The following is a 15,351-nucleotide window of genomic DNA, read 5'->3' on the forward strand; positions in this document are numbered from 1 at the left end:
GGACGACCAGCCCTCTACGACAACGCTATCGACACCGACTACACCCACTCAATCGGCATCCAAAAAGGCCAAATCTAACCCCCACGACACGCCGAGCCAGACACACTTTTTGTCGTTTAACCCTATATGTGAAACCCCTTCCGCGTCGCTGCGGAAGGGGTTTTCGGGAGTGTGGCCAGAGCCAGGATCGAACTGGCGACCCCACACTTTTCAGGCGTGTGCTCTACCAACTGAGCTATCTGGCCGGAACTACTCGTTTGCCAAGCAATTCAGCGACCCTGACGGGACTTGAACCCGCGACCTCCGCCGTGACAGGGCGGCGCGCTAACCAACTGCGCCACAGGGCCATATTCTGTTGTTTCGGTGCGCCTTCCAGTGTGTTTCACACTGTCGCTTGCACGAGTTGATACATTACACAGCACCCTCATACGGCTACAAATCGCCAGCGTGTGAGAGGTATCACCCCGTTTCAGACCCGGTGCTTTCATGCCTATCGACGAGCTTCCGCACCGTGCCCGCCGCCACCACCTGCCCGCCCGCAGAGCCCGCCCCCGGGCCCAAGTCGATGACGTAATCGGCGCGAGACACCAGCGCTAGGTTGTGCTCCACCACGATCACGGTCGCGCCGGCGTCCACTAGCCGGTCGAACAGGTCCACCAGGCGCGCGGTGTCGGTGAGGTGCAGGCCGGTAGTGGGCTCGTCGAGCACGTAGGCGGACGCGGTCTTTTTCAGGCTCGCCGCGAGCTTGAGGCGTTGGCGCTCGCCGCCGGACAGGGTTGTCAGCGGCTGGCCGAGGGTGACGTAGCCCAGCCCGACGTCGATAAGGTGCCCGCACATCTTGGCGGCCGCGTTGACCTTGTTCTCCTTCAGGTAGGGCTGCGCCTCCTCCGCCGGCATGGACAGCACCTCGGCGATGTTCTTGCCGCCGAGGGTGTGCACCAGCACGGCGTCGCTGAAACGCTTACCCTCGCAGACCTCGCAGGGCACGTCCACGCCCTGCATCACGCCGAGGTCCACGTAAACCACGCCCGCGCCCTTGCAGTGCGGGCAGGCCCCGGCCGAGTTCGGGGAGAACAGCGAGGACGGCTCCCCCGACGCCTTCGCAAACGCCTTGCGGATCGAGTCCAGCGCGCCGGTGTACGTGGCGGGGTTGGAGCGCCGCGAGCCGGAGATGGGGGCCTGGTCCACCCACACCGCGTCTTCCAGCAGCGCGGAATCCTGCAACGCGCGAAGCAGGGAGGACTTGCCGGAACCCGCCACGCCCGTCACCGCGGTGAGCACACCGGTGGGGATGTCCACGTCGATGTCGGCGAGGTTGTTCTCGCTCGCCCCGCGCACATACAACCACCCGGCCGGCTCGCGCGGGTCCTCCTTGATCTCGACGCCGAGCTTCAGGCTCTCCCCTGTCCGAGTGCTGGCCTCGCGAAGTTCCGCAACGGTGCCCTCGAAGACGATCTCGCCGCCTTCGGTGCCCGCGCCAGGGCCGAGCTCGACCACGTGGTCCGCGGCCTCGATCGTCTGCGGGCGGTGCTCTACCACCAGCACGGTGTTGCCCTTGTCCCGCAGCGCGGTGAGCAGGCGGTTCAACCTGTCGATGTCGGCGGCGTGCAGGCCCGCGGTGGGCTCGTCGAAGACGTAGGTGACGTCGGAAAGCGCGGAGCCCAAGTGGCGGATCATCTTCACACGCTGCGACTCGCCGCCGGACAGCGTCGAGCTCGGCCGGTCCAGCGCGATGTAGCCCAGCCCGATGGCAACAAAATTCGCCAGCGCCTCGCGTATGGACGCCACCAGCGGCGCCACGCCCGGCGCGTCCACGCCCTCGAACCACTCGGCCAGGTCCTCGACCTCCATGGCGCACAGCTCGGCGATGTTCTTGCCGTTGATCTTCGATTCCAGCGCGTGCTGCGCCAGCCGGGTGCCGCCGCAGGCGGGGCAATCCACCTGGGTCACGGCGCGGTCCACAAACTCGCGGGCGGCTTTTTGCAGGCCCTCTTTTTCCTTGCTCAGCAGCGAGGCCTCCAGGCGCGGGATGAGACCCTGGTAGGTGGTGTTGAAGCCCAGGTACTGCACCTTCTCGGGCTCGCCGTAGAGCAGAGCGTGGCGCTGCTCGGCCGTGAACTTGCCGACGGGCACGTCCACCGGGAACTTTCCGGCCTCGGCGTAGGCGCGGAACTGCCAGGAGCCGGGCTTGTAGCCGGGCGCGAGGATGGCGCCGTCATCGATGGACAGCGAGTCGTCGACCACCTGCGCCTCGTCGAACCTGCTCGCGCGGCCGGTGCCGGCGCACTCCGGGCACATGCCGCCGGTGCGGGTGAAGTTCTTCACCACCTTCTTCTTGCCGGTCGCGTCCTTGATCGCGCCGCCGCCGGTCACGCTGGGGACGTTGAAGGAGTACGCGCCCGGCCCGCCGGCGTGCGGCTCCGCGATGCGCGAAAACAGCACGCGCAGCATCGGCGTGACGTCCGTGGCGGTGCCGACGGTGGAGCGCACGTTCGCCCCGAGCGCAGACTGGTCCACCACGATCGCCGCGGTCACCCCTTCGAGCCCGACCACGTCCGGCCGCGCCATCGACGGCATGAAGCCCTGGACGAAGGACGAGTACGTCTCGTTGATCAGGCGCTGCGACTCGGCAGCAACGGTGTCGAAGACCAGCGAGGACTTGCCGGACCCGGACACGCCGGCGAACACGGTGAGGCGGCGTTTCGGGATCGTGACAGAGACGTCCCGCAGGTTGTTCTCGTTCGCGCCGGTAACAACGATTACGTCGTGGGCGTCAGCCTTGTTCTTCACGGGTGCCAAGCGTAGCCGTCGCAAAGCAAAAGGCTCGAGGCGTACCTCGAGCTAATGGCGACCCTGACGGGACTTGAACCCGCGACCTCCGCCGTGACAGGGCGGCGCGCTAACCAACTGCGCCACAGGGCCGTACCCCCAACGGGATTCGAACCCGTGTTGCCGCCGTGAAAGGGCGGAGTCCTAGGCCTCTAGACGATGGGGGCCTGTCATCAAAGACAGCCGTTGAATCATACGACACAGCCTTCGCAGCAACCAAACGAGCACTACAGTGGCCTACATGGCTGAAGCAATCATCTACGACGCGACCCTGTCCCCGACAAAAGATGAACTCCTTTCCGCGCACTCCCCCATCGTTGAATCCCTCGGTTCCTACCGTGTGGTGGACCGCGACGGCGAGGTGGGCATCGAAGTCCTTATCGGCCGCGATGTCAACGGCGCGCTGCGGCAGTTCGGTGTCTCCTACCGCGACGCGGGAGCCAAGCTTGACGACGAGCTCACGCCCATGAACCATTCCGTCCTCGGCGCCCGCTCCGTGGCGCCGCTGACCACGGATCCGGTGGCTGTGCGCGAGCTGATCCAGACGATACTTTCCGGCGGCGAGGGCGCGTCCTTCAGCACGGGCGCACCGATCTTCGCGGTGCGCGGCACGGGCCAGACCCCCGACGTGGCGGTCAGTGCGGCGGAGATTGAGGACCACAACGAGTACACCAGCATCGGCTCAGTGGACATCGACGGCGAAAAGCAGCGCTACCAGCTGCGCATCACCCGCGAGATCCTCGACGCCCAGGTGGCGGAGCCGGACGACCTCGCGCTCGTGCGCGCGGACGACGGCGTGATCCTCATGCGCCTCGAGGTCTGGAAGTAGCCCCTACCCCGGCAGAATGAGCAGGCTGGCCGCCATGACGGCCATACCCGCGATGAGTCCGTAGATCGCGGTGTGGTGGCGGCCGGTATGAATTGCCGTGGGCAAAAGCTTGTCCAGGCTGACAAACACCATGATCCCGGCGATGGCGGCGTAGGCCACGCCGAGCGTCTCCGGGCCCAGGAAGGGGCGAAGCAGCACAAACCCGATCAGTGCGCCCAACGGCTCGGCCAAACCAGACAGCGTGGCCCAGCCGGCGGCCTTCCACTTCTTCCCTGTGGCCTGGCGCAGCGGCACGGCCACCGCCACGCCTTCCGGGATGTTGTGGATGGCGATCGCGATGGCAATCGGAAGCCCCAGCGCCGGGTTTTCCAGCGCCGCGATGAACGAGGCGAAGCCCTCCGGGAAGTTGTGCACCGCGATGGCTAAGCCGGTGACCACGCCGACGTTGCGCATGGTCTTTCCGCCCGAAGGGTCTTCGTGCGGGTTGATGTCGTCGGGCACAAACCTGTCGATCAACGCGATCACAGCGATGCCCGCGAAGAACGCGACGGTGCCCCACAGCTGCGCCCTGTCGTCGCCCCCGAGCGAGGCGACCCCCTCCGGCAGCAGCTCCACCAGCGAGATGTAGACCATCACGCCAGCGGAAAACCCCAGCGACGCCGCGAGAAACCTGTCGCTCGGGTTTCGCCTGAGCGCCACAAGCAGGCCGCCGAGGCCGGTGGACAAACCGGCGAACATCGACAGACCGAACGCGAGCCCAAAGTTCATGAGGCAACTCTAGCCCGCTTGACGCACGCTGCGTTGCACTACTGCTTGTCTGCCGGGGCACGGCCGATTGCGGCGGAGACGGGCTTACCCCACTTCACCAGGTCTTGGGTCATGTCGTCGTGCGGGATCTGGGCCTCAATCAGCACTGGACGGTGGGTGTTTTCGCTGGCGGTGCGAAGAGCATCTCGCAGCTCACCTGCAGTCGTAGCGGTGATTCCAATGCCCTCGCCGTCCTCGGCATTGAAGGCATCCATCAGCGCTGCGTAATCCCAGTTCTTGTAGTAATTGTACGGGCCTTCGTGCAGCGCGGACTCGATGACGTAGCCCTTGTTGTTGACCACAATGACGGTGATGTTGTCCTGGTAGCGGATCATGTTGCACACCTCTTGCGCAGTGAGCTGGAAGGACCCGTCGCCGACCATGAGGATGGTGTGGTGGTCATTGCCCTTCGCCACGGCGTACCCGTGCGCCGACGGCACCGACCAGCCGATGGCGCCCCACTGCATCTCAATTTCGAACCCTGCGCCACCCGGCAGCTGCATATGCATGCCGTTAAACCAGGAGTCGCCGGTCTCAGCGAACAGTGTGGAATCCTGCGTGATCAGCTCGTTGATCTGGTGCACCATCTCGGCGCGGGTGAGCTGCTCGCCGTCTGCCGCCGGGGTGTACTCCGCCTGCTCTCCGGTGACGTCGTCGCGGTTGTATTGCTCGATGGTGGCGGAGTTCTTCGCCACCTTCTGGGCGACGGCGTCGAGCACCGGCGCGATGGGCAGGTTGGTGTAGTTGCCCTCCGGGGTGGTCACGCCGTCTTCGGCGATGGCGATGTAGCCGGAATCGTTCGGCACCGTCGTGGTCCAGCCCACCGTGGAGTAGTCAGTGAACATCGGGCCGGCCGCAAGCACGCAATCGGACAAGTCCACCATGGCCTCCGCGCCCGGCGCGGAAGAGGTACCTAGGTAATGGCCGATGTATTGCGGATGATCCTCTGGGAAGAACCCCTTCGCGTTCGGCTGCACGGCAACGGCGCAGCCCAGCGCCTCGGCTAGGCGCTTGAACGCGTCGATGGCGCCGTACGGGCGCAGGTGAGGTCCGGCCAACAAGATCGGCTTCTTGGTGGCATTGAGCTGCTTAGCAACGGCATCTGCGGCCTGCTCCACTGCGTCGGCGTCGTACGGCAGCTCCCATGCACGAGGGAACTGCTTCGGCTGCGGCTCCGGGCACTCGGCGTCCGCCAGGTTCGAGGCGATTTCGATATAGCACGGCTTGGATTCGCGCAGGGCGGTGGCAATGGCGTCGTCGATCTTCGCGGGCGCCTCCTCCGCCGTGAGAATGCGCACGGTCTTGCAAGTCACCGGGCGGAACATTTCCTCCTGGTACGAGTAGTCCGTCGTGCCGATGGTGTGGTGCAGGAAGCGGCCGGAAGCCTCGTCGTTGGTGTTGTAGCCGGCGGAGATGAAGATCATGGGCAGGCGCTCGGCGTAAGCACCGGCAACGCCGTTGAGCGCGGAAAACGCACCGACGTTGAAGGTGATCACGCACGCGGATGCACCGTTTGCTCGCGCGTAGCCCTCCGATGCGTAGGAGGCGTTGAGTTCGTTGGTGCAGCTGACCATTTTCAGGTTGTCGTTCTTCAACAGCTCGTCGAGAAGCTGGAGGTTGTAGTCGCCCGGCACCTGGAAGTAGTGCTCAAGGCCGATCTGCTCCAAGCGGGTGGCGAGGTAGTGGCCAACAGTGGTTGCCATGGTTGCCTTTCTCTAAAAATCTCTCAAAAATTCGGGAACACCCAGGGTAGAGAAAGACACCTTTGATATCACCATTATTTTGGCGACTCAACGCCCAACCTGTGACACGCACAACAAACCCCCACCACAGCATGGTGGCGGGGGTTGAAGGTGGGCCCTGCGGGGATCGAACCCGCGACCTGCGGATTAAAAGTCCGTAGCTCTACCAGCTGAGCTAAAGGCCCGCGGGGGCTAATGGTAGCCCCTGGGACCATTAGCCCGGAAATCGGGGCAGGGTTAGTCCTGCTTCATCATCGTGCCGGTCTCTTCCATGCGCAGGTGGAAGTCGAAGGCGTGGCGCAGATCGTGCGGGGTTGCCTGGTACTTGCACTTGGAAGCGAGCTCGACGTACTCCTCCAGCAGCGGGCGGTACGACGGGTGGGCGATGGAGATCATCTTGGCCACGCGGTCGCGCGGGGCCAGGCCGCGCAGGTCCGCCACGCCGTACTCGGTGATGAAGACCATCGCGTCGTGCTCGTTGTGGTCGATGTGGGACGCGAACGGGACAATGGCGGAAATGGCACCGTCCTTCGCCACCGACGGGGAGATGAAGGAGGAGATGTAGGCGTTGCGGGTGAAGTCGCCGGAGCCGCCCAGGGCGTTCATCAGACGGGAGCCGTTGATGTGCGTGGAGTTGGCGTTGCCGTAGATGTCCGCCTCGATCATGCCGTTGGACGCGATCAGGCCGGTGCGGCGGATGACCTCCGGGTGGTTGGAGATGGACTGCGGGCGCAGGATGATGGACTCGCGGTAGCGCGAGGCCTCGTTGTTCATCTTCTCCGCGTACTCCGGCGACAGGGAGAACGACGTTGCGGACGCCACGGTCATCTTGCCGGCGTCGATCAGGTCGACCATGCCGTCCTGGATCACCTCGGTGTAGGCCTGGATGTTCTCGAACTTGGAGTCCATCAGGCCCGCCATCACGGCGTTGGGGACGTTGCCCACGCCGGACTGCATGACGTAGCCGTCGTACGCCAGGCGGCCGGCCTTGACCTCGTTCTCCAGGAAGTCGAGGAAGTTGCCGGCGATCTGCTCGGAGATCTCGTCCGGCGCCTTGAACGGGGCGTTGCGGTCCGGGGCGTTCGTCTCAATGACGGCGACGACCTTCTCCGGGTCGATCTCGATGTAAGTGGTGCCGATGCGGTCGCCGCACTTGGTGATCGGGATCGGGATGCGGTTCGGCAGCGGCGGCACGGTCCAGATGTCGTGCATGCCCTCGAGCTCCTCGGACTGCCAGGAGTTGACCTCGATGATGATCTTCTTGGCGGCGTTGAGGAACTCCACGGAGTTGCCCACCGAGGAGGACGGGACGATGTTGCCGTCCTCGGTGATGCGCACCGCTTCCACGATGGCCAGGTCGACCTCGCCGAAGAAGCCCTGCTCAACCATCATGCCGGAGTGCGACAGGTGGATGTCCTGGAACTTCATCTCGCCGGCGTTGATCTTGTTACGCATGGTCGGGTCGGACTGGTACGGCATGCGGTAGCGCAGCGCACCGGCCTCGGCGAGCACGCCGTCGCACTCCGGTGCGGTGGAGGCGCCGGTGTACATGTCGATGGAGAAGTCCTGGCCCTTCTCATGGGCGGCCTTCGCCTTCTCCGCGATGGCGGCGGGCATAGCCTTGGGGTAGCCGGCGCCGGTGAAGCCGGAGGTGCCGACCTTGTCGCCGTGGTTGACAAACTGGACAGCCTCTTCGGCGGACATGACCTTGTCGCGCAGCTTGGCGCTTGCAATGCGGTCGCTCATGATGCTCCCTCAAATCGTTTCGTGCGGGTATATAACATTCCCCACCATATTGTGACGTACGCCCCACTGCCAGGATTCGGGCGGAGCTCGTCGAAAAGCAAGTGCTTAGCGACGGCTCCGTACCCCCGAACGGGCGTAAACCCGACGATTGGACGGGACGCGTAGTCCACGGGAAGAATGGGCGGCACTATGACTGCAGTTGCCCCCGCCCTGACTATCGGCGGCATTGACTTGAGCTCCCCCGTCATCCTCGCGCCGATGGCCGGGGTGACAAACATGCCGTTTCGCGTGCTGTGCCGCGAGATTGAAGAAGAGCTCACCGGCACCTCCTCGGGCTTGTACGTCTGCGAGATGATCACGGCGCGCGCCATGGTGGCCCGCAACCAGAAAACCCTGCACATGACCACCTTCGCCGACGTGGAAACCCCGCGGTCGATGCAGCTGTACACCGTGGACCCCAAGTTCACCTACGAGGCCGTGCGCATGATCGTGGAGGAGAACATCGCCGACCACGTGGACATGAACTTCGGCTGCCCGGTGCCCAAGGTCACCCGCAAGGGCGGCGGCTGCGCCATCCCGTACAAGCGCCGCCTGTACGGCAACATCGTCGACGCCGCAGTGCGCGCCGCCGAAGGCTCCGGGATCCCGATCACGGTGAAGTTCCGCATCGGCATCGATGACGAGCACCACACCCACCTCGACGCGGGCCGCATCGCCGCCGAGGCAGGAGCCGCCGCAGTGGCTCTGCACGCCCGCACCGGCGCGGAGCGCTACTCGGGCGAGGCCCACTGGGACGAGATCGGCCGCCTGGTCGAGCACATGGACGGCACCGGCGTACCCGTCATCGGCAACGGCGACATCTTCGCCGCCGACGACGCCGCGAAGATGATGGAGCGAACCGGCTGCCACGGCGTGGAAGTCGGCCGCGGGTGCCTGGGCAGGCCCTGGCTGTTCACCCAACTCGGCGCCCAACTGCGCGGCGAGGAGATCCCGCCGGAGCCGACGCTCGGCCAAGTTGCCGGCATCATCTACCGCCACGCGGAGCTGCTGGCCGCCCACGACGGCGAAGAGCACGCCTGCCGCGACATCCGCAAACACACCGGCTGGTACCTGCGCGGCTTCCCCGTCGGCGGCGAGTTCCGCAAATCGTTGGCCCAAGTCAGCTCCCTGGCGGAGCTCAAAGAGCGCCTCGCCTCCATCGCCGACTCCGATGAAATGGCGCAGCACGCGGACGACGCCCGCGGGCGCCAGGGCTCCGTCGGCAAGATCGCCCTGCCCGAGGGCTGGTTGGAAGACCCGGAGGACGACACCGTGCCCGAAGGCGCCGAAATTGAAAATAACGGCGGGTAAACCCGCCAGTGTGCGTAGCATGAAACCCATGCTGCGCACCGTGTATAGAGAACATCTCGAGGCCTTCAACAAGGACGTTCTAGAGATGTGCGACGCCGTGCGCAAGATCATGGACCACGCCAGCGCAGCGCTTTTGGAACAGTCCCTGGAGGACGCCGAGGCCGCGCTGACGGAGACGGACGCGCTGAAAGAGATCAGCCAGCGCTGCGAGGAACGCAGCATGAGCCTGCTCGCGCTGCACAGCCCCGTGGCGTACGACCTGCGCCAGGTGATCTCCGCCATCTACATCGTGGAAAGCTTCGACCGCATGGGCTCGCTGGCGAAGAATGTTGCCCTGCTGGCCCGGCAGCGCCACCCCTCCCCCGTCTACCCCGAACCGCTGCACGGCTACGTGCAAGAGCTCGCCCGCCTCGTCCACGAAATGGGCGCCGCCACCCGCAAGCTGCTCGGCGAGCCCGACGCCGACGCCGCCGTGGAGCTGCATAACATCGACGAAGGTGTGGACGACATGAAGGCCTTCCTCTGCACGCTGGTCTCCGACCGGGAGTGGCAGTACAGCACCCGGGAGGCTGTCGATGTGTCCATGCTGGCGCGCTATTACGAGCGCTACGCCGACCGCTGCGTCAGCGTCGCCCGGCGCATGGTCTTCCTCATCACCGGGCTCAAGCCCGAGGCGTACGTGGAGCAGCGCGACGAGGTGGACTACGACCCGGTGGCAAAATTCGCCACCATCGAGCGCAAGTTCCGCAAACGGAAATAGGGCCAAAAAGGGCGGCGCCCCTTGCGGTGCGAGGGGCACCGAAGGGGCGCGTCGAAAAGCTGGGTGCTTTAGCCGAAGCGACCGGAGATGTAGTCCTCGGTCTCCTTCTGCTCCGGGTTCTCGAAGATGGTGGTCGTGTCGTTGTACTCGACCAGTTTGCCCGGCTTACCGGTGGCCTCGAGGGAGAAGAAGGCGGTCTTGTCGGACACACGCGCAGCCTGCTGCATGTTGTGGGTCACGATCACGATGGTGTACTCGTTTTTCAGCTCGTGGATGAGGTCCTCCACGGCCAGGGTAGAGATCGGGTCCAGGGCGGAGCACGGCTCGTCCATGAGCAGCACCTCCGGGCGCACCGCGATCGCACGCGCGATGCACAGACGCTGCTGCTGACCGCCGGAGAGGCCACCGCCCGGCTTGTCCAGGCGGTCCTTGACCTCATCCCACAGGTTCGCGCCGCGCAGGGACTGCTCAGCGACCTCCTTGAGCTTCTTCTTGTCCTTCTCACCGGACAGGCGCAGGCCCGCGACGACGTTGTCCTCGATGGACATGGTCGGGAACGGGTTCGCCTTCTGGAACACCATGCCGATGGTGTTGCGCACGGCGACCGGGTCGACGTTCTTGCCGTAAATGTCGTTGCCGTCGAGGAGGATTTCGCCCTTCACGGAGGCGCCGGGGATGACCTCGTGCATGCGGTTCAGGGTGCGCAGCACGGTGGACTTGCCGCAGCCGGACGGGCCGATGAAGGCGGTCACGGCTTTGGACGGGATCTGCATGTTGACGTTCTGCACGGCGTGGAAGTCGCCGTAGTAGATGTTGACGTCGTTGAGTTCGAGCTTGGTAGACATCTGGGTTTCTCCTGGGTGGGTGTGGGAACGCGGGTGGGTTACTTCTTGACCGAGTAGCGCTTCGCCACGAAACGTGCGAGCAGGTTCAGGGTGACAACGAGGATCACGAGCGTCAGTGCCGCGCCCCAGAGTCGGTCGTTTGCCGGGCCGGTCGCACCGGACTTCCACATATCCAGCATGAACAGCGGCAGCGAGGACTGCGGCTTGTCAAACATGTTGAACCAGTTCGTGGTCGGGGTGGAGCCGACGAGGATCAGCACCGGGGCGGACTCGCCCATCACGCGGGCGATGGCGAGCATGACGCCGGTGACGATGCCGGACAGTGCCGTCGGCAGCACGATGCGCATGATGGTCTTCCACTTCGGAACACCCAGTGCGTAGGACGCCTCGCGCAGGTCCATCGGAACCACACGCAGCATCTCCTCGGTGTTGCGGACCACAACCGGGATCATGAGCAGGATCAGCGACAGGGACACTGCGAAGCCGGAACGCTGCTGGCCCAGGATGGTGATCCACAGGGCGTAGACGAACAGCGCGGCGACGATGGACGGCACACCGGAGAGGATGTCCACCATGAAGGTGGTCAGCTTGCCCAGCCTGTTGCCGTTGGAGTACTCCACCAGGTAGATCGCGGTGAAGATGCCGATCGGGATGGAAAACAGCGACGCGACCAGCGTCTGCATCAGCGTGCCGGCGATGGCGTGGAGTGCGCCGCCGCCCGGCTTGGAAGAGCGCACACCGACCATGTCCTGGGTCCACCAGGCCGGGTCGATCACAGCGCCCAGGCCGCGGGAGACCACGGTGATGAGCAGCCAGAGCAGCGGGATCAGGGCGAGGATCATGCACAGCCACATCAGGCCGCCCATGATCGAGTTGGTGGTCTTGCGGCTTGCGGCGATGTCGGTGAACGGGCTTTCACCTTTACGACGCGCCGGAGCGGGGTTCTTGGTTGCTACCTGGGAGGAGCCGTTGTTCGGTACTGCAGTAGACATTTCTGCTTTCCGCTCCTTACTTGTTAACGATCGCGCGGGCGATCGAGTTGACGATGAAGGTCAGCAGGAACAGCACCAGGCCGGCGGCGATGTACGCGCCTGCGGAGACCGGGTTGTTGAACTCTGCGGCGGCGTTGGCGATCGCAGTGGCGAAGGTGGTGCCGCCGTCGAACAGCGAGCCGCGGAAGTCGTTCGCCGGTGCCACAGCCATGTACAGCGCCATGGTCTCACCCAGCGCGCGGCCGAGGCCGAGCATGGAACCGGCGATGAAGCCGGACATGCCGAACGGGATCACGGTCATGCGGATGACTTCCCAGCGGGTGGCGCCGAGAGCCAGTGCCGACTCGATCTGGCCCGGAGGGGTCTGCACGAAGATCTCGCGGGCGGTTGCGGCGATGATCGGCAGGATCATGATGGCCAGGACGATGCCGCCGGTCATCATGTTGCGGGCCGTGGAGAACGGCGGGGAGTTCTGGTAGGTGGCGAACAGGAAGAAGTCGCCGCCCCAGCTGTTGACCCACTTGTAGAAGTCGCCCAGCAGCGGGCCGAGCACCTGCGCGCCCCACAGGCCGTAGACGATGGACGGCACGGCGGCGAGCATGTCCACCAGGGTGCCCAGCGGGCGGACCAGCTTCGGCGGGCAGTAGTTGGACAGGAACAGCGACACGCCAAGGGCGATAGGCATCGCGATGACCAGCGCGATCAGCGAGATGGTCACCGTGGAGAAGAACAGGTTCGGGATACCGAACTTCATTGCGTCCAGGTTCGCCGTCTGCCAGCCGCCGCCGTAGGTGAGGAAGCCGATCAAGCCGCGGTCGTTACGCATCAGCGGCGGGAGGGCCTGGATGAGCAGGAAGATACCGATCGCCGCGACCAGCACAGTGATCAGCGTCGCGGAGGCGGTGGAGAGGAACTCGAAAACGCGGTCACCCGGGCGCTTCACGCCGGAGCCCTTGTTTGCGTTGTCCGCTACCGGGGTGTTTCCGCCGTCGCCTTTTGTCAGGGTGGCGCCCGTTGAGTTCTGGATTACAGGATCAGTGGTGTTCGCGGGTCCTGCTCCGCGGTCGAGGTGATCGTTAGCAGCCATATGCTCGAATCCTTCGAAGATGAATCGTTGTGGACGGCGGAAACTGGGGCTTGCACTCCACTTCTCCGCATAGAGAGACCCCCAAAGATCGGAATCTGAGGGGGTCTATCTGCCTACTGCGGCCTCAGACCGCAGTAGCCGATTGCCAGCAATTACTTGATGGCGTTGATAGCCTCGCGCAGGCGCTCAGCGTGTGCACCCTTGACCGGGATGAAGCCCTCAGCAGCGAGCTCGTCGTCCTGGCTGTCCAGAGCAACGTTGAGGAAGTCCTTGACCATCTTGGAGGTTGCCTCGTCGTAGCCGGCGGAGCAGACGATCTCGTAGGTGGTCAGAACCAGCGGGTATGCGCCAGCAGCGTTGGTCTTGAACAGCTTGTCAGAGTCGACGACCATGTTGTGGCCCTCGGTCTTGAACTCGAGGCCGTCCAGGGTCTTCTCAACAGCCTCGTCGGTCAGCTCAACCGGGCCGCCACCGAAGTCGATGTTGGCCTTCTTGTCAGCGAAGCCAGCCTCAACGTAGGTGATTGCACCCTCGGTTGCGTTGACCTCCTGTGCCACACCGGAGGAGCCGTTGGCGCCGGTGCCCACAGCGTTCGGGAATGCCTTGCCGGTGGACTCCCACTTGCCGTCGGAAGCGGCAGCCAGGAACTTCTGGAAGTTGTCGGAGGTGCCGGACTCGTCGGAGCGGTAGAAGACGTTGATCGGAGCGTCCGGAAGCTCGACGCCCTCGTTGTTCTCGGCGATCTTCGGGTCGTTCCAGGTGGTGATGACGCCCTGGAAGATCTCGACGATGTTGTCGACGGTCAGGTTCAGCTCGTCCACGCCGTCCAGGTTGTAGGCGATTGCGACCGGGCCGATGACGAACGGCAGGTGCCATGCCTCGTTGCCGCCGCAGCGGTCAGCGGCTGCCTGGACCTGGTCGTCCTTCAGCGGGGAGTCGGAGCCAGCGAAGACAGCCTGGTTGGCGATGAAGTTCTTCTGGCCAGCGCCGGAGCCGGACGGGGTGTAGGCCAGCTGAGCACCCGGAACCTCGGATGCGTAGACGGACGCGAAGTAGTCCATCGCGTTCTGCTGGGAGGAAGCGCCCTCTGCGACGAGGGTGCCCTCCTGGCCGGAGAGCTCGTAGTCGCCGGACTTCGAGTCGCTGTCCTTGCTGTCCTTGTCGTCGGAGGACACGGCCTCGGTTGCGGACTCAACAGCGTCGGTAGCTGCGTTGTCCTCGGAGTCGCCGCAAGCGACGAGGGAAGCGGAAGAGAGGGCAACGACGCCAGCGATTGCGGCGGTGCGCTTGAAGTTACGGATCACGGGATACCTTTCCGGTGCTAACGGGTCAGTTTCGAGTGTCGGAACAACTGTCCGATTACTCACGAGTGCAAACCTACGGAACCCTGGTTAATGGCCGGTAGCCAGTTAAGTGAATAACTGGTGAACTCCCGCCCATCACAACGTTTCCGCAGGTAAAAGCCAGGCTACCGGTAGACAACGTGACTTTCATCAACTTTGAAGCCGAGCTGCGTATAGCGCTTCACAGCGGGCTCATTGTCCGCCTCAACATAGAGGATGACCTGCGGGGATCCACCCTCGACCAGGTGCGCCAACCCCATCTGCATCAACGGTCCCCCCATTCCCTCCCCCCGATACTTCGAAGCGAGCCCAACCACATACACCTCACCCGTCCCATCAGGGTGGCGCTTGGTCCAGTGGAACCCAGCCAACTGTTCGCCTTCGTACAGCAGCTGCACACCCGCCGGGTCAAACCACTCAGCCTCCATCGCGCGGTGCAACCGCTCCACGTCCCAGCCTCCCTGTTCCGGGTGCCAGAAAAGGGCGTCGTTGTTCACTTCGAGCCATTGCTTCTCGACGGCGTCCCGTCCCCAACGCTCTACCGCCCCCACATAGTCCAGGGCTTCGAACCCTGCCGGCAGCTCTGGCCCGCCGGCAGGGATGTCGTCGGCGGAAATCCCCATCACCAGCAGCTCCCGGACTACCTCGAGACCCAGTTTTGCCGCGAGCGCCTTCGCCCCCGGAAGGTTGCCGTGCGCCCACAGCCCGGCGTCAGGGTTTTCGGCACGGACTGTGCGCGCCAGCGCTTCGCCGATACCTTCGCGGCGGCGCTCCGGGTGCACGACCAGCTCGGCTGAGCCGTCCTCCGCCAGCCCCGCGCAGGCCACCACCTCGCCGTCGCGCTCGGCCAGGAAGTGGGTGTGGCGGAGGCGATCGTCGTCAAGCCCCTGCACGAAGCTTTCGGAGAAGGCGGCGATGCCGTCGTGGGTTTCGGCGGCCTCAAGCAAGGGTCGCACGCGGTCGCCGGGCAGGTGGGCGCTTAGGATATCTGCAGTCATGGTGCCCAAGGCTACGTGCGGGA

Annotated in this window: 12 protein-coding genes and 5 tRNA genes; 3 read left to right on the plus strand and 14 right to left on the minus strand. The window is 64.6% G+C overall.

The window, feature by feature from the left end; all coding sequences use genetic code 11:
- Positions 1–172 precede the first annotated feature (172 nt).
- The 5 genes from O5O53_RS10455 to O5O53_RS10475 all read right to left on the minus strand — a co-directional run bounded on the left by O5O53_RS10455 (position 173) and on the right by O5O53_RS10475 (position 2,996).
- A tRNA-Phe gene (locus O5O53_RS10455) sits at positions 173–245 on the minus strand.
- A gap of 28 nt (positions 246–273) precedes the next feature.
- A tRNA-Asp gene (locus tag O5O53_RS10460) sits at positions 274–347 on the minus strand.
- A 112-nt stretch (positions 348–459) separates the two neighbouring features.
- On the minus strand, positions 460–2,790 hold the full coding sequence (locus O5O53_RS10465; protein WP_269511891.1) for an ATP-binding cassette domain-containing protein: 2,331 nt from the start codon (positions 2,788–2,790) through the stop codon (positions 460–462).
- A gap of 55 nt (positions 2,791–2,845) precedes the next feature.
- Positions 2,846–2,922, minus strand: a tRNA-Asp gene (locus O5O53_RS10470).
- A gap of 1 nt (position 2,923) precedes the next feature.
- Positions 2,924–2,996, minus strand: a tRNA-Glu gene (locus tag O5O53_RS10475).
- 74 nt (positions 2,997–3,070) lie between these two features.
- On the opposite strand from O5O53_RS10475, the gene O5O53_RS10480 reads away from it, so the two are divergent.
- Positions 3,071–3,658, plus strand: a complete 588-nt coding sequence (locus tag O5O53_RS10480; protein ID WP_269511892.1) for a CG0192 family protein — start codon at positions 3,071–3,073, stop codon at positions 3,656–3,658.
- Positions 3,659–3,661: 3 nt separating this feature from the next.
- Here the strand turns inward: O5O53_RS10480 and zupT are convergent, their stop codons facing one another.
- The 4 genes from zupT to scpC form a co-directional block, all read right to left on the minus strand.
- Positions 3,662–4,426 carry a zinc transporter ZupT gene (gene zupT, locus O5O53_RS10485; protein WP_269511893.1) on the minus strand — a complete coding sequence of 255 codons (765 nt, stop codon included), beginning with the start codon at positions 4,424–4,426 and terminating at the stop codon, positions 3,662–3,664.
- Positions 4,427–4,464: 38 nt separating this feature from the next.
- Positions 4,465–6,168 (minus strand): alpha-keto acid decarboxylase family protein, encoded by a 1,704-nt coding sequence (locus tag O5O53_RS10490; protein WP_269511894.1) that lies wholly within the window; start codon positions 6,166–6,168, stop codon positions 4,465–4,467.
- A gap of 151 nt (positions 6,169–6,319) precedes the next feature.
- Positions 6,320–6,392: transfer RNA gene (locus O5O53_RS10495), tRNA-Lys, on the minus strand.
- Between the two features lie 52 nt (positions 6,393–6,444).
- Positions 6,445–7,953: a succinyl-CoA:acetate CoA-transferase ScpC gene (scpC, locus tag O5O53_RS10500; protein ID WP_181889019.1), complete on the minus strand. Its 1,509-nt coding sequence runs from the start codon at positions 7,951–7,953 to the stop codon at positions 6,445–6,447.
- Positions 7,954–8,142: 189 nt separating this feature from the next.
- Here scpC and dusB point away from each other — a divergent pair, with 189 nt between their 5' ends.
- Both dusB and O5O53_RS10510 read left to right on the plus strand, forming a co-directional pair.
- Positions 8,143–9,303, plus strand: a complete 1,161-nt coding sequence (gene dusB / locus O5O53_RS10505; RefSeq protein WP_269511895.1) for a tRNA dihydrouridine synthase DusB — start codon at positions 8,143–8,145, stop codon at positions 9,301–9,303.
- A gap of 31 nt (positions 9,304–9,334) precedes the next feature.
- Positions 9,335–10,063, plus strand: a complete 729-nt coding sequence (locus O5O53_RS10510) for a phosphate signaling complex PhoU family protein (RefSeq protein WP_269512022.1) — start codon at positions 9,335–9,337, stop codon at positions 10,061–10,063.
- A gap of 68 nt (positions 10,064–10,131) precedes the next feature.
- On the opposite strand, the gene pstB is transcribed toward O5O53_RS10510, so the two are convergent.
- From pstB to mshD, 5 genes are all read right to left on the minus strand, one after another.
- Positions 10,132–10,908 (minus strand): phosphate ABC transporter ATP-binding protein PstB, encoded by a 777-nt coding sequence (gene pstB, locus O5O53_RS10515; RefSeq protein WP_269511896.1) that lies wholly within the window; start codon positions 10,906–10,908, stop codon positions 10,132–10,134.
- A gap of 38 nt (positions 10,909–10,946) precedes the next feature.
- On the minus strand, positions 10,947–11,774 hold the full coding sequence (pstA, locus tag O5O53_RS10520) for a phosphate ABC transporter permease PstA (protein ID WP_236883535.1): 828 nt from the start codon (positions 11,772–11,774) through the stop codon (positions 10,947–10,949).
- Positions 11,775–11,916: 142 nt separating this feature from the next.
- Positions 11,917–12,987: a phosphate ABC transporter permease subunit PstC gene (pstC, locus tag O5O53_RS10525; RefSeq protein ID WP_269511897.1), complete on the minus strand. Its 1,071-nt coding sequence runs from the start codon at positions 12,985–12,987 to the stop codon at positions 11,917–11,919.
- Between the two features lie 152 nt (positions 12,988–13,139).
- Positions 13,140–14,291 (minus strand): phosphate ABC transporter substrate-binding protein PstS, encoded by a 1,152-nt coding sequence (gene pstS, locus O5O53_RS10530; RefSeq protein WP_269511898.1) that lies wholly within the window; start codon positions 14,289–14,291, stop codon positions 13,140–13,142.
- Positions 14,292–14,455: 164 nt separating this feature from the next.
- Complete coding sequence (gene mshD, locus O5O53_RS10535) at positions 14,456–15,328, minus strand: mycothiol synthase (RefSeq protein ID WP_269511899.1); 873 nt, start codon at positions 15,326–15,328, stop codon at positions 14,456–14,458.
- Between the last annotated feature and the right edge of the window lie 23 nt (positions 15,329–15,351).

Source organism: Corynebacterium faecium (assembly GCF_027257105.1).
Classification (GTDB): Bacteria; Actinomycetota; Actinomycetes; order Mycobacteriales; family Mycobacteriaceae; genus Corynebacterium; species Corynebacterium lehmanniae.